This is a genomic window from Mesorhizobium norvegicum, from assembly GCF_004919685.1.
GTDB classification, from domain to species: domain Bacteria; phylum Pseudomonadota; class Alphaproteobacteria; order Rhizobiales; family Rhizobiaceae; genus Mesorhizobium; species Mesorhizobium norvegicum.
The window spans coordinates 134,232-154,066 of record NZ_SMYZ01000081.1 but is presented as its reverse complement, the minus strand read 5'-3'; the positions used below and the strand labels follow the sequence as shown (position 1 = coordinate 154,066).

The window sequence follows — 19,835 nt, the reverse complement described above, 5'->3', positions numbered from 1 at the left end:
GAATTCCTCGAGAGATCTCGTCGAAGTCTAAAAAGCGCGATCGAGATAAGTGCCCAAAGGCAAAGGCGTGCCCAGCATTCACGACGCCATCGCCAAGGGGATCAGTCGTCCAACTGGACGACTGGAACTAACGCCACTTGCCCGGCTGGCGGGCAATAATTTCGGCTTGGCCTCAAGGTGAGGTAGCGACTTCAAAAATTCAGGAGGGCAGACGTGGGCGAACCGACATCTTTGCAGCATTCCACTATTAAGTCTGTGCTCAGCAAACCTCAAATCGAGCGCATCATCGAGGCGGTTGAGGGTCGCTTCGATGAGCAGGTCGAGTTCTTGACACAGTTGGTGCGCGCTGCCTCGCTTCGAGGCAACGAAGCTGGCATTCAGAAAATTGTCTCCAACGCGCTCGAAAAGCGTGGCTATGACGTTCGCAGCTTCGCGATCGATCCAGCTCACATCGGCAAGGATCCGGCTTTCTCACCGACCAGATTTGACCTTAAAGATTCTACCATTGTTGTTGGGTCGAAGCGACCACCGCGAGAAAGCGGCAGGTCTCTGGCACTCAACGCGCATGTTGATGTGGTGCCGGTCGGCACAAGCGCCCGTTGGAAATACGAGCCGTTTTCGGCCACTCGCGAGGGGGACTGGCTTTATGGCCGTGGTGCGGGTGACATGAAAGCTGGCCTGACTGCAAACCTGTTTGCCCTCGACGCGCTTTCAGCCGCAGGCTTCGATCTGAAAGGGGCGGTCCAATTTCAGTCGGTCATCGAAGAAGAGACCACAGGCAATGGAGCGGCAATGGTTCTTGCCGAGGGTTTCCGCGCCGATGCGGTTCTCATTTCGGAGCCTACCGATGAGAAGGTTGTCAGCGCCAATACCGGCGTCATGAAATTCGCTATCACTGTCCAAGGAGTACCCGCTCATCCATTCGAGGTCGCCACCGGTAGGAGCGCAATCGACATCGCAGTTCGGACTATCGAGCATCTGCGCCAGCTCGAGCAAGAGTGGATCGCGGAGCGGCCCATAGCTCAGCCTGATTTCGCCAGCGTCGGCAACCCAATAGCTTTGACGATCGGAACGATATCAGGAGGCGAGTGGCTCGCCTCGGTGCCAAGCGAGTGCCGTTTTGAAGGCCGCATCGGCTTCTACCCCGGCGAGGTCGCAGAGGCGCGCGCGGCAAGGTTTGCGAGCTTTCTCAAGAAGGCATTTTTGGACGACCCGCTACTGAAAGGATGCCCCGCACCCGAGATCGAGTGGGTGGGTGTCAAGCAGGGCGGATATGTTCTTCCGCCAGGAAGCGAAGCAGAAGAGCTTCTGGCAAAAGCGCACTCCCTCGCCGACAGCTCCGAAAGGGAACTCCTGCGCTTCGTAATGCCTTGCTACCTCGATGCCGCTGTGTTCGCCTTACATGGCGACATGACCAGCCTCGTCTACGGACCAGTTGCCGAACACATTCATGCTGTTGATGAGCGAGTGAGCCTACCATCGCTGTTGCGGGTCACAAAGGCCATCGCTTTGTTTGCCGCAGCCTGGTGTGGAATAGAGGCGCGAGCCCCGCAAGTATAGCCGTAGCACCGAAGATACTTGCTACCGAAGCGATGCCTATCCGCGCTTTCCCACCCAACTGCACGGCTCGGCGGCGATTCAGGGAAGAGACATAGTCGTCGCAGATGCGGCAGCGAAGGGAGTTGAAATGGACATTCAGGAAATTGGCGAGAAGGACCGCAACAGCGTCCTGCACCCTTTCACGCAGCTCAAGGATTTCGCGACCGGCAAGCTGGGTCAGCCGACCATCGTCGAGACGGGAAAGGGCATCCGCATCCAGGATGCCCACGGCAACAAGTTGATCGACGGCTTTGCCGGCCTCTACTGCGTCAACGTGGGCTATGGCCGTGCCGAGATTGCCGAAGCGATCTCACGTCAGGCATACCGACTCGCCTATTACCACTCCTACGCTGCCCACACGACAGACGAGCTCGCGATCCTTTCCGATCGCCTCGTTAAGATGGCGCCGGGCAAGATGAGTAAGGTTTTCTATGGCATGTCCGGCTCGGACGCCAACGAGACCCAGGCCAAGCTCGTTTGGTACTACAACAACCTGCGCGGCAAGCCGGACAAAAAGAAGATCATCTCGCGTGAGCGCGGCTATCACGGCTGCAGCGTCGTCTCCGGCTCGATGACAGGCATGAGCTTCTATCACGACCATATGGACCTGCCGCTGCCGCAGATCGTCCATACCGGCGCGCCTCACTACTACTGGGGTGCAACCCCGGGCGAGACCGAACGCGAATTTTCCGCGCGACGAGCCGCCGAGCTCGTTCAGCTGATCGAACGTCTGGGTCCCGACAGTGTAGGCGCCTTCATCGCTGAGCCTGTGCTCGGCACAGGGGGCATCACGCCTCCGCCCGAGGGGTATTGGGAGGCTATCCAGGCCGTCCTGAGAAAGCACGACGTACTCCTCATCGCCGACGAAGTGATCACCGGCTTTGGCCGCACCGGCTCGATGTTTGGCTCGCAGCATTATGGCATCGAACCCGACCTGATTACGGTCGCGAAGGGTCTGACCTCTGCCTACTTCCCGCTCTCTGCGGCGATCGTTGGCGAGAAGGTCTATAAGGTGATGGAAGACGGCGCTGACAGGGTCGGCGCATTCTCACATGGCTATACCTACTCGGGTCATCCGATCGGCGCCGCCGCGGCCAACGCGGTTCTCGACATCGTCGAGAAAGAAGACCTCCCTGGCAACGCCCGTGACGTCGGTGCTTTTTTCCAGGCACAGCTGAAGGAAAAGTTCGCGCAGTTGCCGATCGTCGGTGAGGTACGTGGCGTGGGCCTCATGGGTGCGATCGAATTTGTCTACGATCGCGACAACAAGAAGCGGTTCGATCCGTCGCAGAAGGTTGGTGCGCGTATCTCCAAGGCGGCGCGTGATCGTGGCCTGATCGTGCGCGCCATGCCGCACGGCGACATTCTGGGCTTTGCCCCACCACTCGTAACAACCAAGTCTGAAGTCGAAGAGATCGTTGCAATCGCCGAAAGCGCGGTGCGCTCGGTCATGGACGAGCTCGTTCGCGACGGTCAGATAATCTGAAGGAAGACGCCCGGATAGGTTCGGCCGCCCGCGGCAAACATTGGTGTAATCATCGCAATATAGAAGTGAGGACAAGGCGCTGGTCCTAGCACCTTGACCCGACCAACCAAGTCAGCAGCCGCTCATGCCTGCGGATCATGAAGAAGGACGAGCTCGCCTATGACCGCTGCCCACCTGGATATCAAAACCGGCTTACCCGTGTACAGCCCCTATGACGGGTCCCTTGTGGGAACGGTCAACGCCACGGACGCAAGCGAGATCGACAAACTCCTCGCGTCTGCCAGGCGCGGAGCCGAGCTTTCGCGTAACCTGCCAAGGCACCAGCGTGCGAGCATTCTTGAGGGTGCCGCCCAGATCATCCAAAGCCGCCGCGACAGCTTCGCCGAAACCATCGTCCGCGAAGCTGGAAAGACCATTGTTCAGGCGCGGAAGGAAGTCCTGCGTTGCGTCAATACGCTGAAGCTCTCGGCTGAGGAAGCAAAGCGCAATGCCGGGGAGATCGTGCCCTTCGATGCCTATACTGGATCAGAGCGGCGGCAGGGTTGGTTCACGCGTGAACCGCTCGGGATCATCGCCGCCATTACCCCCTACAACGATCCGCTGAACCTTGTAGCCCATAAGCTTGGTCCCGCAATTGCCGGCGGCAATGCCATTCTGCTCAAGCCATCGGAGCTGACGCCGCTTTCGGCAATCAACCTCGTCAAAGCGTTGCGCGATGCAGGCTTGCCTGAGGACGTCATAAACATCGCAGTTGGCGGTGCAGATATCGGCAAGGCCTTGGTCGCCGCCCGCGAAGTTCGCATGGTGTCGTTCACCGGCGGATTTGCAACCGGAGAGGCAATCAGTCGCTCGGCAGGGCTCAAGAAACTGGCGATGGAACTGGGCGGCAATGCGCCCGTCATCGTCATGAATGATTGCGATTTCGACAAAGCGGTCGAAGGCTCGGTCTCCGGAGCGTTCTGGGCGGCCGGACAAAACTGCATCGGCGCCCAGCGCATTCTGGTGCAGGCGGCGCTTTATGAACGGTACCGCGATGCCTTCGTCGCGGCAGTGAAAAAGCTGAGGCTAGGCGATCCGTCACACGAGGATACCGACGTTGGTCCGATGATCTCAAAAGAGGCGGCGGAACGCACCGAAACGACAGTCAATGAAGCGATTGACGCGGGTGCGAAATTGTTGTGCGGGCACCGCCGCGAGGGCTCCCTGTATCATCCGACTGTGCTGGAGGGCACGCCTCAGACCTGCCGGCTGTGGCATGAGGAAGTGTTCGCGCCAGTCGTCATGCTTGCTCCCTTCGATACGCTTGATCAGGCCATCGAGATGGCCAACGTACCGGAATACAGCGTGCATGCCGGCATCTTCACCGACAATCTCTCTGTCGCGCTTGAGGCGGCAAAGAAGATCGAGGCCGGCGGCGTAATGATCAACGATTCTTCCGATTACCGCTTCGACGCCATGCCCTTCGGCGGCTTCAAATACGGCAGCATGGGCAGGGAAGGCGTTCGCTTTGCATACGAAGAGATGACTCAGCCTAAAGTGATTTGCTTCAATCGCGGATAATCTCCGGGCCAAAAAAAGCGACGTTGGCGTTCAGGAGAAGCTCCATCTGTGCTTGTGAGTACAACGCCTAGTATTAAAACAAAGCGAGTTTAAGATGACGCACTACGTACTCACCGTTTCATGCAAATCGACTCGCGGCATCGTTGCTGCGATTGCGACTCTGCTGGCCGGCCAGGGCTGCAACATTGTCGATAGTTCGCAGCTCGACGATCTCGACACGGGCAGGTTTTTCATGCGTGTCTCCTTCATCTCCGAGGAAGGTGCCGGCCAGACCGACCTGGTGAAAGGCCTTCAGCCGATCGCCGAAAAGTTTGCGATGGATGCTGAGATCCGCGATGCCACCAAGCGCATGAAGGTGCTGCTGATGGTGTCGCGCTTCGGCCATTGCCTCAACGACCTGCTCTACCGCTGGAAGATAGGCGCCCTGCCTATCGACATCGTTGGCGTCGTTTCAAACCATTTCGAATACCAGAAGGTCGTGGTCAACCACGACATTCCCTTTCACCACATCAAGGTGAGCAAGGAGAACAAGCCGCGGGCAGAAGCCCAGATCCTCGAAATCGTCGAGCAGACCGACACCGACCTGATCGTGCTTGCCCGCTACATGCAGGTTCTTTCCGATGCCATGTGCAAGAAGATGTCGGGCCGCATCATCAACATCCACCACTCGTTCCTGCCCTCGTTCAAAGGCGCCAACCCGTACAAGCAAGCCTATGAGCGAGGCGTCAAGTTGATCGGGGCAACGGCACACTATGTCACCGCTGATCTCGACGAAGGCCCGATCATCGAGCAGGACACCGCCCGCATCACCCATGCGCAGAGCGCCGAGGATTATATCTCGATCGGCCGTGACGTCGAAAGCCAGGTTCTGGCACGCGCCATCCATGCCCATATCCATCACCGCGTCTTCCTGAACGGCCATCGAACCGTCGTCTTCCCGGCAAGTCCGGGAAGCTACGCTTCTGAGCGCATGGGCTGAGCGATGGCGCATATCATTAACGGCAAACAGGTAGCGGCAACCGTTATTGAAGCGGTGAAGCAAGCGGCGTCTGATCTCGAGCGAACAAAGGGTGTCAAACCAGGGCTTGCCGTGGTGATTGTCGGTGACGATCCGGCTAGCCACGCCTATCTCGGCGCCAAGGGCCGCGTGGCCAAGGAAGGCGGCTTCGACTCCATCCAGCACACGCTGCGGCGCAAAGGACGCAAGCGAGCTCGCAGCCCTGGGGGCCTCTCTGAACAGTATGCGTCCATCCACGCGATACCCGCGCAGCTGCCGCTGCGAAGCATCTTGATGCGAATTCGATCGTCCCGTTGATCCGCCCGGAGAAGGATGTCGATGGCCTGTATCTCGTCAATGCCGGTAAGCTTGCGCCCGGTGACCGGCGTTTTGAAGTTAATTGGCGCATTCGGTTTGCGGTGACGGCATCGAGGATTGAGGATTTCGCCGATCACGTCGCAGACGATATCGACCGACCATGCGGTTCGTTGCAGTGAAGAGCGAAGAGCAGCAGGCCGCAGCGATGGTGTTTCGCGTTCGCGATCTTGTGGTGCGTCAGCGGACCCAAACCATCAATGCGGTAAGAGGCCATCTTGCTGAATTCGGGCTGGTGGCCGCACAGGGTCTCTTCCATGTGACTAAGCTTGTCGCGGCGATCGAGGACAAGGATTCTGCCATCCCCGAAGCCGCCCGGCCGATCCTGTGTCTGCTCGTCGAGCAACTCCGCTCGCTTGCATTGAGAATGACGAGCAGCTTGCGAGCGAGTGCAATGCGGATGACCATTTTCTCCTTTCCGGCAGCCTGCAACTGTTGCTTGAAAGCGGCCAGATGCGGATCATATTTGGCGACGATGCTGGCGACGAGGAAGAGGACGCCGCGCGGCCCTGCACGACCCCCGCGCACCGGGCGTCGGCCGTTGCGCTTGCCACTATCGTTGGCGATCGGCGCCAGGCCCACGAGCTTGGCGATGGCCTTGTTGGAGAGGACGCCGATCTCGGGCAACTGCGCCATCAGCCGTGCCACAGTGCGAGAAGCAACACCCTTGAGCGAGCGGAAGGCCCTGTCGAGGCATGCCCACAGCGGATCGTCGTCGATGAGCGAGGCGATCTCACCCTCGAGCTGGCGGCTCTGGCGCTTGAAGAGGGCGATGACCTCATCGAGGCCGGCAATGGTCTCGGCGTCGGCCGCGGCGCTCTTGCGCTGCTTCTGGACGATGAGATCGCCGGTCACCTGGGAGAGCCGGGCAACCAGCGCCGTCAGCCGCTGCTGAGCCGCGCTCGGCGGCAGCGTCGGCTTGAGCCGCTTGACGGCACCATAACGGGCAATCACGGCGGCATCGATCTTGTCGGTCTTCTCCAGGAAGCCCATTGCCTCGGCGAAGTAGCGAACACTCCTGGCATTGGCCATGCCGCAGGGCTGACCCATCTCCCACAGCAGCAGGAAGGCCAGCCGTTCGTAGCCGCCACTGGCCTCCATGACGACGAGTTCGACGTCATGGTTCTGACACCAGGCGGCCAGATCGGCGATGCCTGCCGCATCGTTGGTGAAGCGGTTTGCCGCTCCCATCGGCTCGATATGAGCATCGAGCCAGTCTTTCGAAATATCTATTCCACACAGCGTCGTGTTCACGGTAACCTGCCTTGTGCGTGCGATTGGAGCCAAGCGACTATTCGGTCGTGCGTGACGAAGGCGAAGATCCCAGGCTCATCCACGGTTGTAGCCGCAGGGGTGTCGGGCGACTTCGCCAAGCCTCGAATCGGATGGCCGTCCGGTTCGAGGCTCAGTCGCTTCCATCGCACAAAGTCAGCTCCGTGCAGATACAAGAGGGTGGCCATGCTCGACCGAGAGATCGCCCGACGCGCCAGGGAAGATGCAGAAACCAGACGGTTGATGACGATTCCTGGGATAGGGCCGGTTACCGCAACAGCTCTTGCAGCCTTGGCTCCTTCGGCTGCAACCTTCAAGAGAGGGCGCGACTTCGCGTCATGGCTTGGCCTCACGCCGCTGCAACGGTCCACGGGCGGAAAGCAGAAGCTTGGCGAAATGTCCCGAATGGGCGAACGAACGCTGCGTCGGCTGCTGATCATTGGGGCCAGCGCAAGGGCGCGACGGCTGATCCGTGGCTCTCGCGGATGCTGAGCCGCAAGCCGCCCATGCTGGTGATCGTCGCCCTTGCCAATGAGACGGCGCGCATCGTCTGGGCATTAATGGCCAAGGGAGGGCCTATCGGGCACCAGCCTTGGCGGGATAGTCCGCTCCCCGGAGCGGACTGCCAAAGTGTGAGAAGGTCGAACGGAGAGTATGGCGCAACGGTCAACGACAGGGGATCGGGAAAACCAGATCATAGATATGCGTCTTGAGCGCGCGAGGTTGAATTGGACCCGATCCGCGAACTCCCATACAGGCCCGCGGCATGTCGAACGCCGCATCGGAGGCCGGACACATGTCTGCACCCGACCACGCTCCTCATTCTTCATAAAAGATTCTTCTTGCGCTGACTGGGGCGTCCACACATGTCCATGATCACGATGTCACCAGGTTTGGGGGTCGGAACCAGAACCTGCTCGACATAGAGCCCGAACCGCTCGCCGTTGATCGGTCCGTCGATCAGCCTCAGCACAGATCTGGCGTCGGCGGCCAGTCGAGGCTGAGGCAGTCCGGATATCTTTACTCTCCACCATAGATTCCTAGCCTATTCGGCCTTGGATGTGTGACCGTGCCAGCCGGATACTCCACACGAACACCCCGCCCTGAACGGGTACCCGACAGTGGCTCCCGGCTAGCTAACGCAGAGGCCGCGATCTCAACGAGCGGAACGAAGCATCCATCCACCGCCCCAAGATGCAGGCTAAGAAAAACTCTCGGCGCGACCGATTACATGCCTGAATTTAAGAATGCGCGCTTCTTGGCCGTCGGGACTGGCAGATCGTGACTCAGGCATGACGTCTTTTGGATGTCGCTTTTACAAGTCAATAATTCCGAATCCTACGGCTTTTATGGCAGCGACCGTTCTGCTGCCGACATCTAATTTTTGCATTACGTTTTTTATATGGAAATTTACGGTATTCACCGATATACCTAAAATGTTTCCAATTTCCCACGACGATTTACCTCTCGCCGCCCACAAAATACACTCCCTCTCTCTTAGAGAAAGCCTGGGAGTTTCCCCGACGCCACGCGAATTCTCGGATTTCGCGACCCTCACGTGGAAATGAAACGCTGCAAGTTGTAAGTAGGTGACCGTTCTATTTTGGAATTCGCGGTCCCAGGGTTGAGCAAAGCTCATGATCGCAAAGCTGCCATCGGGACCGTGCAATGGAACGCTAACGCCCGATCTTAACCCGAACGTCGCAGCCTCGTCGAAGACGCGCCGTTCGTCTTCAGTCGTGCTTGCGTCGTTGTATACGTCACTCCATCGAAAGGCGCCCGCCCGCTTTCGACTCGTCTTGATGATGGGGTCTATCCTGTCATAGCCCATTTTGAAATAACGCTCCTGCCATTCCTCAGGATAGTTCAGCAGGACCGCCGGACCGCGTTGGACCGGCTTTAAAAATCTTTGGTCGGGTGTAAGAGAGCCATAGGCGATCCACGGGCAATCAAAATTCAGAGCAAAAGCTGATAACAGGTCGAACAACTGCTCGGATTGAGAAACACCATCAGTATGGTCGAGAAATCGGCCTAACTCGACCGCAAGCGCCTCCTTGGCTGCCTTCGGGAAATGCATCGACGAGACCAAAGAAAGCTGGTCGGACACTCTCGGTGCCAGCCCTCGAAGCTGAGAGACCGCAGTTATCGGCGGGCGCCCCATGGTCTTTCCTCCGCAGCCATTTGCACTGGATGTTGTCCACTTATGCACAGGTGCACAGAGTTGCCAGCTGTAAATCTGTGTCTCTGCGGGCCGCCATGGGCACGCCGACATCGCCAAATCTCTATCACATCATTGCAACGCGTGAAGTTATTTTAGGTTAAGTGCAGATTACACTAGCTCGTCGTAAATTTTAACTTCGGTAACAAATGTTTAGCGTCTACAATGTTTCTCAGTTTAATTCGTGGGTCATATAGACATCTGCGCGCGCTCTCCAGGCCACGTCGATTAGCCGGCGTGCTACCGCCCTGCCTAAAAAAGAAGTCGAAACTCGGACCGGCCTCAGGCCAGCCCGAAAGAGAAGGAGACTAATATAGCAATGAAGCGATCGCTTTTTTTGACAGATCATCGGCATTTTGAAGGAGCACCTGGCCGGGCTTTCAGCGACCGACCTGTGCAGCAAATACGGCGTCAGCGACGCGACCTTCTACACCCGCCGCCAAGAAGTATGGGCCATTGAGGTGTCGGATACCAAGCGGGCTCAAGGCGCTCGATGAGCGGCAGGCGCGCCTGAGATTTATGGCGGAGTCGATGATGGCAGTGTCAAAGCTGCGCGAGATGCTGGCAAAGACCCTCTGACGCTCGGTTTCGACGTGGCGTGCTTGAACTGGGCTATTGAAGAGAGGCCGATCCTCCACCGCCACGCGTTTGATCTGGTGGGCATTGCTCGCGTCTTTTGCAGCCGCTCGTAGCGGCTGGACGATACTGCATTCCCAAGAGGGCGGCAGAGCGACGCCGTTTGGCGATCGGCAGAGGCGGCTACTGCGGATTTCCTGGCGATTATTTCGCGCGAATGAGCAGCGAACTATAAGGTGAGCGCTGTTTAGACATTTTCCACCCAAACGGTTCGCCAACCGCTCCAGGATACATTCGTTCGTGAATCTGGCGCGCCAGGGAAATGGCGCGCTCATAATCATCTTCCAAGTGGACGCGCGACTCTGAAGAATCAGCCTGTGTCACCGCGGTTCTTGATCCAATGGCGACCGAGCGATTGTCCGCCAGCTCGACAAACCGCATTGCGAAATCAATATCGCTTAAAATGCATATGCAGGCCCCGTCTTTGTCCTCCATGCAGATGACGCTGATGTCGTGTTGATTAAGAAGCGCGCAGAGGTTGTCGCGTTCTGCCAGGCTGGCGCACGATAACACCGCGGCGTCGCGAGCCACTGTCACGGAACGGGCGTTCCCATGGCCCGTTACAATAGTGCCCGTGACGACACCGTCGTGGGCGAGCGATTTGCAAACAATGGTCACCGCATGCTTTTCGGCGTAATCCACCGCCCTGTGATGCAGTACCTTTGCGCCATGTCGCGACATCTGCGCAAGTGTCGCATAGGCAATCTCCGGAATCATTTGTGCCCCCGGGACGAGATAAGGGTCTGCCGTATAGACGCCCGGAACATCCGAGTAGATTTCGCAAGCGTGCTCTCCTAACATGGATGCAATTACGATAGCTGTCAGATCAGAGCTGTTTCTGCCGAGAAACGTTAACCTACCGGATTGATCAATTGCCTGCGCGCCTGCGGCAACGACAACTTCATGCTCCTGCAATGCTGCCATAATTGGCTTAGGATCTACGCTTTCTATCGACGCGCGACCGAAGTTTGAATTCGTGCGTATTCCAAGGGAATAGCCGTTCAAAGACATTACGGGAATCGCTAATCGGCTGATGGCGGCTTCCAACAGGCAAGCACTGAGCATCTCTCCGGTTGCAAGTGCCGCATCGAGGTTCCATGGCGATGCTTGCTTGTTCACGTCGAGCATGACTGCTTTCAGGTTGCCAGTTGTTCCCGACATCGCGCTGACCACGGCAACAATTTTGTTTTCGCCAGCCGCCAGCCGGTCGGCTATGTGCCCAGCAACTCGTCCATAGTCTTGAGGATGCAGAAAAGAAGACCCCCCGAATTTCAGAACGGTTGCGCTCATGTCCCACCAATCACGTCATTAGTAATTGCAAGCTGTGCGATGAGGGGTGCGTTATTCATGGCGTCTTCCCGTTGAGATCGCGGCAGGCGCTCGACTGGGATAGCCGGCGATGACCGCTCCACAAACTATGCGGAGATGGGATTCTCAAAAACTACCAGGATCGGTAGGTGGGCAGCGATTGATGCACCTTGCTACGCCTCAAACATGGGGTGATCGCGGCGCGATTCGCTCTCGGCCAATTCTCATGCGAATCCAATTCTCATACGAATAATGGCTGGCGGGGGTGGTTGCCCCGATAAGATGGAAAAGCAGGCTCACGAATGGGACCGGGCCCAAACATCGAACGGAGAGCAACTATGGACCAATGCGCCTGATGTTTCATTGAACGATAATGCGATCCGACAGCGGGGAAAGCGGATCTCGCGGGGGTAAGTGTCTTTCGGATCCAAAGGTGTTGCGCAACTCATCCGCAAGCGCGCCCCGCACGTTAAGCGCGTCGTGTTCGAGACGGGGCCTTTGTCGAGTGCTTCTTTCATGCGCTGGCGGCCGAGGCGTGCCGGTGATCTGCATTGAAGCCGGCATGCGCAAAAGATATTGAACGAACCGCTCAACAAGACCGATGCCAATGATGCGGATGGCTTGGCCCAGCCGAAATTGGCTTCTACAAGGCAGTTCAGTAAAATCATTACACACCATGTTGGTACCACGTTTGTGAGGGCCCGCAATCAGCAACTGAGCGCGGCAAGGCCATCGCTATGAATCAGAATGGCGAAAGGGTTGTTGAGATCCAGAAAGCACTGTCCGTTGACGTCAGCCGGATTGGCGCCTTCGCGTTGCAGCGCACCACGCGGCTTCGGATCGCACAGCCGCAGCGCGCATGGTGCCACAACTCGACCTCATCGTCGCCTCGCCGCGCGCGCCCCTCCGTATAGAGCGGCTCAGCAACGTCGTAGCCCCAACCCCTCCGCACGTAGTACCAAAAGAGCGCCAGGTGGACGAACCCGCCCGAAGGCAACGCGCCGGCTGAACGCGCCGTTTCGGTCAAAATTGCCGAAGGGACGACAGTCTCGTCGACGCTCGCAATAGGTATGAGCACAAACCGGATACCGACTGCCCGCTGTCACGTCGCGGGGGACGCCTCTTCCCTCCCCCCCTGCTGGCCCAGTTCACCGCCGCGCTGGGGGTGTCCGGCGATGTGTCGCCGACGACGACCCGCTCGAGCACGCTTGGTCACAGCTTCCATACCTGCTCAAGTAGATACCACTCGCCTGCGGATATCTTCGGTGGCTTACAATTTATCAAATTTACGGCGATTATCGCCGCTCCGCAAAATGACAAAAAAGTCAAACGGCCATGTCTTCTCCCTTCTTATGCGGCTTCAGGACACATTGAGCACAGGCAATTGCTGCCAAGCATGGCAGCACCACGACGACCCCACGTCGTGGCGGCAGTTAACAACTGTCCGCTGAAGTTTGCCAACGGGCCTTCGGTCAAACCTGGCGCAGCGCTGTTACGGCAGGCACAGCACGTGGAAATCTGTCGAGCATCAGCCATTGCGAAAGGTGTAGCCATAACCGTTGATGGCCGGCGCGCCGCCGAGATGCGCGTAAAGTATCCTCGAGCCCGCTGGAAAAGAGCCTTTTTGAACGAGGTCAATCATCCCTTGCATCGATTTGCCCTCATAGACGGGATCGGTAATCATACCCTCGAGCCGCGCACACAGACGGATCGCCTCCTTGGTTTCCTCGGATGGAATGCCGTACCGCGGGTGCGCGTAGTCCTCGAGCAACACCACGTCATCCTCGGCAAGTTCCGATCCGAGCTCGACGAGGGTCGCCGTATGTCGGGCAATGCTAAGCACCTGCGCCTTGGTCTTGGCCGGGGTAGCAGAGGCATCGATACCGATCACGTTGCGCTGCCGACCGTCCTTGGCGAATCCGACGAGCATGCCAGCATGCGTTGAACCGGTGACCGTGCAAACGACCATGTAGTCGAAGGCAAACCCAAGCTGTTCCTCCTGGCCGCGCACTTCCTCCGCGAACCCCACATAGCCGAGGCCTCCATTCGGGTGAACAGACGCCCCGGCCGGTATCGCATAGGGCCTGCCGCCCCTTGCCTTGACCTCATAGAGCGCTTTTTCCCAGCTGCGGCGGATACCGATGTCAAAGCCATCGTCGACCAGACGCACCTCTGCGCCCAAGATGCGGCTCAAGAGAATGTTGCCGACCCGGTCGTAGACGACATCCTCATGTGGAACCCAGCTCTCCTGGACCAGGAGACATTTCATGCCGATCTTGGCGGCAACGGCGGCGACCATGCGCGTATGGTTGGACTGCACGCCGCCGACGGTGACAAGGGTATCGGCATCTGACGCGATCGCGTCGGGGATGATATATTCGAGTTTGCGCAGCTTGTTGCCGCCGAACGCCAGACCGGAGTTGCAGTCCTCGCGTTTGGCGTAGATTTCGACCTTGCCACCCAGATGCTTGCCGAGCCGGTCGAGCTTCTCGATGGGTGTGGGTCCAAAGGTGAGCGGGTAACGCTCGAATTTTTCCAGCATATTCTCTCCGGCGATGATCATTCAGCTGAAATAGCCACGCAAAACTCGTTCCATAAGCGCTGCTTGGATTGGTCGGCCGCGCTCTCCGACCACCCATCAGAGCTTTGGGGATTTCCAGCGCTCTCCTTGCGATTGAGACGAAGCGATCCACATGTCGCCATGCTGCGATGAGGCGGCCATCGCCCAGGAAACCTACGACGACACGCGGTCGGCATCTGCGTTTTTTCCAGCTTTGCAAGTGCAGCCAGACCGCCAAACCAACAGACTTCGATAAAAACGCAGTGGCTCTTGTTTGCGATTGGACCGGCAGGAACTGCACGGTTGCCGAGCCGAATTCCGCGAGGCGATTTTTGTGGCGCTCAACGCCTCACAGAGGTTTCAGCTGCTCGATCGAAGTGCTCGTCTACCTGATCGAAACGGGTGCCAATGCCCTCGAAAGGCTGGCCTCGCCGCAGCCGTAAGTCGTCGGATTGTAGTTGACGAGCGTGTCGGTCCTAGCGGTATCCAGCAACTGATTAGTAATCTGTGTCGGTGTTGCTGACGTGAACTTGCTGCTGTTCCGAACGCGAGTCCTCTGAAAGGCATGCCCGGCAGAGACGGAGCTCCCTGCCGGGCCGGGTTCGCCTTGGGAGGTGGCGTAAGCTAGCGACTTTCGTGGCGGTGGGACACTCAATCCGTGCGTTTTGCGCAATAACGAGCATGTACCGTGCCAAGCCAAAAAGCATTTAAAAAACACCCAAGAGTCAGCTTCCTCTACGTTGCATACCCGACATTGTCGGTTATCGGACAATGCCGAACGTGCCTCTCGGCATCGACCTACGCCGGAACCCGACCCGCAGGGTCGTTCGCTGCCATTTCGACCTGGCGAACTGGTGGTGACCGGGTTTTAGCTCCGACTGTTCTCCGGCTGATGGACAGGGCGGATGTCGCTTTTAAAAGAGGAACTGTCTGTACCTTCAATTCAAGACGGCGCGGCCACGAGAGACGGCGCGGCGAATGCGGTCGCGCAGATGATCGCGAGGATCAACACATCCGGCAGATGGGCAAAACCGCAGCCTGATCAGTGTCCACACCTAGGGCGCTCTCCAACCGGGGGTCAAAATTGGACGCCGATTCCCCGCCTCAGGTGTCAAAATCGCACGCCGAAACACAGGACCGTCATCGGCGAATCCGCCCGGAGAACCGAAACTGCATTCCCCTGGGCGGTAGAACGATGAGAATGCCGTCGCCTTCGACCCTTACCGGGGAACCATGGCCTGAATAATCAAACTTGAACAAAGGGATGAATCTGAGCTCTGATCTTGTTACGGCGCCTCAAGGGAGGAGCAGCGATATGCCGAGCGTTTGATTGCGCTGGGGTACATCTTGAGTTTCATTCCTACCCTCATCATCGTCGGGCGACTGGTACCGAGCTTCCTGGGACCTATCGAAAAACTCAGCCCCTTGCCCGGCTTTGCCAGCGCGGCTGGATCGCCAAATCAGAAAGAGCACACTTGCGAAATAAACCATTTGGAGCAGCAGCGAGCAGGCCAGCGTGGCGACGACGGTTAGACGGATCGACTGCGAAGCGAAGTAAACGGTAGCAGCGTTGCCGCACAGGACCAGCCCGAGGAGCCGACAAAAGATGATGAGGCGCATGCCGTTCTCCTGATTTTGTCTCGTCAAATCATGCAGCTCATGCTGCGATCTGGTCGGCCGCGAGATGGTTCTGGCAGTTCTTTGGGCAGACGCGGCCGCAGGCTCCGCAGCCAATGCAGCGGCCGGCATGGTCGACAACCATGATCATACGATTGAGCTCGCCGTCGAAATCGTCGTCATCGGCGTCGCAGGCGCCGAGGATTTCACCCGCGTCATCGACGCCGTAAAGATGCATGACCTCGCGCGAGCAGACTTTGAAGCAGCGGCCGCAGCCGATACAGATCTTGCCATCGATAGCGATCAGATATTCCGGCACCCATATGGAGCCGTCGCGGCTGATGAATTTGCTCCTCATCGCAAAGTCTTCATTTTGGCAAGCTCTCTCCTGGCACCATCCAACTCGGCATAAACGGCATGCGTTTTCTCGGCGACTTCCTCTATCTCAATCCATTTGACCGGGAGACCCTCGGCAAGGTCGCGCAAGTTCGTCTTGGCAATTGCAGCGCGCAGTTGAAGCTTTCGGACTTTCTTCGCCATCTCATCCAGGTTTGACATGATCCTTCCTCGAAAATGGGTTTCTTCACGCCCGCGCCACTTCGGGATAGGCAATAGCAGTCGCATCGCCGACCAGTTTCGCGCCGGTATCCGCGAGTTTCCGGAGAGTCTCGAAGCCTAATCGGTAGACGTCTCGACAGACGTTTGATTTCTGTTGTTGACAATGTCATCACGCCTGAGCGCTCCTCGATCGCCAGCTCCGCTACGGTCTAAAACATGTCGAGCCTCCACAGCACGTCCGGATCCCGATTGCCAATGAGTGGATATTCCGGCGCAGTTCCTCGGTGATAATGAAATCGGCCAGCAGCCCGGTGTCCGATTTCCGTTGGCATGAGCCGTGGAAATCCTGAGCACGGATCAGCCGCAGGAGGCATTTGACGAACGGGCGGGCAAGGGCCTCGCCATCCTTGTTGACAGCAGGGCCAAGCGCTGCGTGAGACATTTCGTTTCCTCAATTTCAGGTCTCGTCCTCAACGGAGGATTTCTGCTTTCGGTTACGCTGACTTCGAGCCCGCTTACGCAGCCGACGTCCGGCCTCGCCAGGCCGATTCCACGTAAATGCTGCCCCTGTGGCCGACCTTGAACAGGTCCTGGACTGTGACGTCTTCAACGACGGGCCAAATTCGCGTCGAATATCGCCGCCGCGGCTATTCGGTTGGAAGTCTAAGGTCCGAGCCCTGACCTGGAGCAAACCGTCGACCCTGTGCTCCATGAACACAGTTACTGCGAGCGCGCCGCAGAAAATGGGCGAATTGATCAGGGTTCGATTCCACTTGTCATCCCGACACCTTGCCGGGCTGAAAGTTCGTGAGAGGTTAGCCACGCAGCCAGTCGTCCACTTTGATCAGAGGAGCCGGGGACTCTCTACGCAACATGTTGTTCTCCATTCCCACACCTTTCCTGACGTTTATGCGCGAGCTGGTTCTCTCAGAACGGAACACACCGGTTAGGAGCCATCAAAGTCTGGCGTGTTCTCATGCAATCAGCCCTCACTCATTATTGCCGATCTCAACCAGCAAACGTCATGCCAGCGCGTTGCCCGCAGTAAATGCATGATTCTGCCTCGAAACCTCACAAGCCCAAGACGGCCGGTTGTTTTGAACCCGACATGTCTTCTGCCGCGTCAGCTTTTGGACACGCATCATGCGTCAGACGCTTGAGGGCGAGAGCGGCTTGGCTGTCTGCCCTGCGGTAATGTTGGCGTCGGCTCATCTAGCATCATTCGACGCCAGCGATGCGCGGGCGCGCTAGGCCGACCCAGCGCCCCGAACCGCATGACCTTCTTGATCGGCTGGCTACAGGTCGGAAATTCCGCGATTCCGAAAAAGTTGGCCAGCGCAGTGCAGCCCGCTCGGCATTTGCCGCACGAATGGCAAGCGCCCGAAAGCTGTCAACCGAGCGATCCTCCAAGGCGCGGGCCGGCGTCTCGACGATATGTTGGTTAAGTCCGGCCAGTGTTTGTACCTATGGTCTGGGAGTGGCCTTCGGGCAGCCAGTGGTAGCGAGTAAAGCTTCGGCATCCTCGGCTTTGATTGCCGCCCAAATCTGGTCGAAATCACGATAGGCTATTATGCCTCCTCCTCATTGAGAACAGGAAGCTCTGCTCTGGCGTAGAAGCCTAGCACGGGTCCGAGATCAAAGGTCGTTCCTGGCGCAAGGCGCCGGACGGACGTGGGCCATGTTTCGGTCGAGACGCCCTCGATACCTCGCGCCAGCGTGCTGGCAAATCGGGGCATCAGCGGCGCGAGTGTCTGTGCCAGGATCGCAGCGGCCGTCGTCTGAAGGGCGAGCGACGTGCGGGTGCGGGCGGAATAGAGACGTCGCGCCGCCTCATAGTCTTGCGCCCGTCGGTAGACTACGCAATCGCTGACGAAATCGCAGGCCTGCGCGGCCGCTTGCCGGACCGAGAAGCCATCGTCCGAATAGACGCGTTCCATCGCCGCGCGATGGATCTCTATCCGAGCAAAGAAAGCGCGATCGGCGGGGGCCCAGTCGCCTGCGTCGGGCACACAGCCGCCAAAGTCCTGCTTGATTTCCCGGTGCAGCGCATCAAGCCAATTCAGCCAGATCCCTTGGAACACCTCGTTCTCGGTGCGGCGTAGCGCGTCCAGCGTGAAGTTCGTTCGCTCACCTTCCGGGCGTGTCAGGCCCAAATGAAGACGGACGACATCGACTGTCTTTGGGCCCAGAACCTCTTTGCCCCAGACCGCATGACCGCGGCTGGTCGAGAACTTCTGGCCGTCGAGCAGGTAGAACTCGTTCACATGATACCGGATGCGCGGGGTCCAGTGGGAGAAGACCTCAGCATAAAGCGCCGGATAAAGCAGGGCGTGATAGAAGGAATTATCGAAGCCGAAGAAATGGACAATCTGCCAGTCATTGCTGGGCAGGGCCGCATTCCAGTCTCGACCGAGCGATGTAGCTAGCGTCTGGATGTTGTAAAGAAATCCGAAAGCCATCTCCGGCCAAGCCCAGATCACCTGCCCCGGGAGCCCTTCGGCCGGCAGGCCCCAGTTCGAGGGGTGGGTAATGGGCACGGAAAGGTCGCCGCGTTGGCGTAGACGCGCGAAGAGGTCCATGATCCGAACGGGGGCGCCCGACGCCCTTAAATGCCGGTCGATATTGACGTAGCACCGTTCCAGCGCAAGTTCGGGACGGCGCACGGAGCCGACCACCGGCGCCTCGGCCGAGCGCCGCGACCGGACTGCATCTAGGTCGTGGCATAGGTTCGGCGCGCCGCATTCCTCGCAGATGTTGCCAGCAGCGGAGCCACCGCAATCGGGGCAGAGGCCGCTTACATCCGGCTCGTAAAGGTAGTCGCCTGTCACAGCATCGAAGAGCGCAGGGCTCTGGCGCAGATCTACCGCCGTGCTGCTCAGAAGACTACGGAAACACCCGGCTTGAAATTCTGCATAAGCCCTATCGCCCAAAGTGGGAAGGAAGCTGTGGACCTCACAGTCGAGAAGCGCAAGCGTGGCTCGAATCTCGTCTCCGTAGTGGCGCGCCACCTTTGCGGGCGTCGATTGCTCGGCATCGGCACGCGTGGCCACGTAGCTCTGGTAATCGTCGCTTCCAGTCAGGTGATAGGCTTCGACCCCTTTCATGCGCAGGAAACGCGTGTAGACCTCGGCGCCAAAATAAGGGCCAGAAAGATGCCCCAGATGCAGATCGCCATTAGGCGTCGGCGGCGTGGAGAAGACGAAGATCGGCCCGCGGGGAGTCGCGGCCTGTGCAGCAGCTTCGAGGGCGGCCTTGCCGTCGCGCCAGTAGACATCGACGAAATTTAGGTCTTCGTCCCCATCGTTGTGCAGCACATGCGCTTCAAAAGGATGGAACAGAACGACATCGCCGGCTGCGACCGAGATTTCCCCAAGGTCGGTCCTGACCTTGCCCACTCCAGACAGGACCACAAAGGCCTCGATTTCGTCGTGCCGATGGGGCTCGGATGTGACGCCTGGTGCCACCTTGCCAAATGAAAACCCGGTGCCCGCGCTTCCCGTCCCAAGCGCAGCCATGTCGATACCGAACGCCCGCGACAGCTGCGTTCGAGAAAACGTGGATTTCCGCATGACGAACCTCAGCTGTCAAAACAGTGGTCTCTTCGGCTGCCGGCGCAACAGCCTCTGCTGCAAGTTGCGAAGAGAGCGGC

The 19,835-nt window shown here is 58.4% G+C and carries 11 protein-coding genes and 6 pseudogenes; 7 read left to right on the top strand and 10 right to left on the bottom strand.

Annotated elements, in window-relative coordinates:
• Positions 1-213 precede the first annotated feature (213 nt).
• The 5 genes and pseudogenes from FCU66_RS30845 to FCU66_RS30825 form a co-directional block, all read left to right on the top strand.
• On the top strand, positions 214-1,560 hold the full coding sequence (locus FCU66_RS30845; protein WP_136617649.1) for an ArgE/DapE family deacylase: 1,347 nt from the start codon (positions 214-216) through the stop codon (positions 1,558-1,560).
• A 127-nt stretch (positions 1,561-1,687) separates the two neighbouring features.
• Positions 1,688-3,085: an aspartate aminotransferase family protein gene (locus FCU66_RS30840; RefSeq protein ID WP_136617650.1), complete on the top strand. Its 1,398-nt coding sequence runs from the start codon at positions 1,688-1,690 to the stop codon at positions 3,083-3,085.
• Positions 3,086-3,244: 159 nt separating this feature from the next.
• On the top strand, positions 3,245-4,645 hold the full coding sequence (locus FCU66_RS30835) for an aldehyde dehydrogenase family protein (protein WP_136617651.1): 1,401 nt from the start codon (positions 3,245-3,247) through the stop codon (positions 4,643-4,645).
• 94 nt (positions 4,646-4,739) lie between these two features.
• Entirely contained in the window at positions 4,740-5,624 is an 885-nt protein-coding gene (gene purU, locus FCU66_RS30830) for a formyltetrahydrofolate deformylase (protein WP_136617652.1), read from the top strand.
• Positions 5,625-5,627: 3 nt separating this feature from the next.
• Positions 5,628-6,025, top strand: a pseudogene (locus FCU66_RS30825) (tetrahydrofolate dehydrogenase/cyclohydrolase catalytic domain-containing protein); the annotation flags it as partial.
• Between the two features lie 340 nt (positions 6,026-6,365).
• Here the strand turns inward: FCU66_RS30825 and FCU66_RS30815 are convergent.
• A pseudogene (locus FCU66_RS30815) lies at positions 6,366-7,271 on the bottom strand (IS110 family RNA-guided transposase); the annotation flags it as partial.
• 195 nt (positions 7,272-7,466) lie between these two features.
• On the opposite strand from FCU66_RS30815, the pseudogene FCU66_RS30810 reads away from it, so the two are divergent.
• Positions 7,467-7,893: pseudogene (locus tag FCU66_RS30810) on the top strand (transposase); the annotation flags it as partial.
• Positions 7,894-8,148: 255 nt separating this feature from the next.
• Here the strand turns inward: FCU66_RS30810 and FCU66_RS30805 are convergent.
• The 3 genes and pseudogenes from FCU66_RS30805 to FCU66_RS30795 form a co-directional block, all read right to left on the bottom strand.
• Positions 8,149-8,253 (bottom strand): annotated as a pseudogene (locus tag FCU66_RS30805) (IS630 family transposase); the annotation flags it as partial.
• Positions 8,254-8,604: 351 nt separating this feature from the next.
• Entirely contained in the window at positions 8,605-9,396 is a 792-nt protein-coding gene (locus FCU66_RS30800) for a LuxR family transcriptional regulator (protein ID WP_246094097.1), read from the bottom strand.
• Between the two features lie 891 nt (positions 9,397-10,287).
• Positions 10,288-11,433, bottom strand: a complete 1,146-nt coding sequence (locus FCU66_RS30795; protein ID WP_136617654.1) for an amino acid kinase family protein — start codon at positions 11,431-11,433, stop codon at positions 10,288-10,290.
• Positions 11,434-11,814: 381 nt separating this feature from the next.
• Between FCU66_RS30795 and FCU66_RS42925 the strand changes: the two are divergent.
• Positions 11,815-12,081, top strand: a pseudogene (locus tag FCU66_RS42925) (IS110 family transposase); the annotation flags it as partial.
• An 898-nt stretch (positions 12,082-12,979) separates the two neighbouring features.
• Here FCU66_RS42925 and FCU66_RS30785 read toward each other — a convergent pair.
• The 6 genes and pseudogenes from FCU66_RS30785 to FCU66_RS30750 all read right to left on the bottom strand — a co-directional run bounded on the left by FCU66_RS30785 (position 12,980) and on the right by FCU66_RS30750 (position 19,755).
• Positions 12,980-13,993: a 1-aminocyclopropane-1-carboxylate deaminase gene (locus FCU66_RS30785; protein ID WP_136617656.1), complete on the bottom strand. Its 1,014-nt coding sequence runs from the start codon at positions 13,991-13,993 to the stop codon at positions 12,980-12,982.
• A 1,314-nt stretch (positions 13,994-15,307) separates the two neighbouring features.
• Complete coding sequence (locus tag FCU66_RS30770) at positions 15,308-15,631, bottom strand: exopolysaccharide production repressor protein (RefSeq protein ID WP_136617658.1); 324 nt, start codon at positions 15,629-15,631, stop codon at positions 15,308-15,310.
• A gap of 37 nt (positions 15,632-15,668) precedes the next feature.
• Positions 15,669-15,986 carry a ferredoxin III, nif-specific gene (fdxB, locus tag FCU66_RS30765; RefSeq protein WP_136617659.1) on the bottom strand — a complete coding sequence of 106 codons (318 nt, stop codon included), beginning with the start codon at positions 15,984-15,986 and terminating at the stop codon, positions 15,669-15,671.
• Positions 15,983-16,186: a CCE_0567 family metalloprotein gene (locus FCU66_RS30760; RefSeq protein ID WP_027033222.1), complete on the bottom strand. Its 204-nt coding sequence runs from the start codon at positions 16,184-16,186 to the stop codon at positions 15,983-15,985. The genes fdxB and FCU66_RS30760 overlap by 4 nt, the downstream gene beginning before the upstream one ends.
• A gap of 25 nt (positions 16,187-16,211) precedes the next feature.
• A pseudogene (locus tag FCU66_RS30755) lies at positions 16,212-16,628 on the bottom strand (DUF269 domain-containing protein).
• Positions 16,629-17,754: 1,126 nt separating this feature from the next.
• Positions 17,755-19,755: a class I tRNA ligase family protein gene (locus FCU66_RS30750; RefSeq protein WP_136617660.1), complete on the bottom strand. Its 2,001-nt coding sequence runs from the start codon at positions 19,753-19,755 to the stop codon at positions 17,755-17,757.
• Positions 19,756-19,835 lie beyond the last annotated feature (80 nt).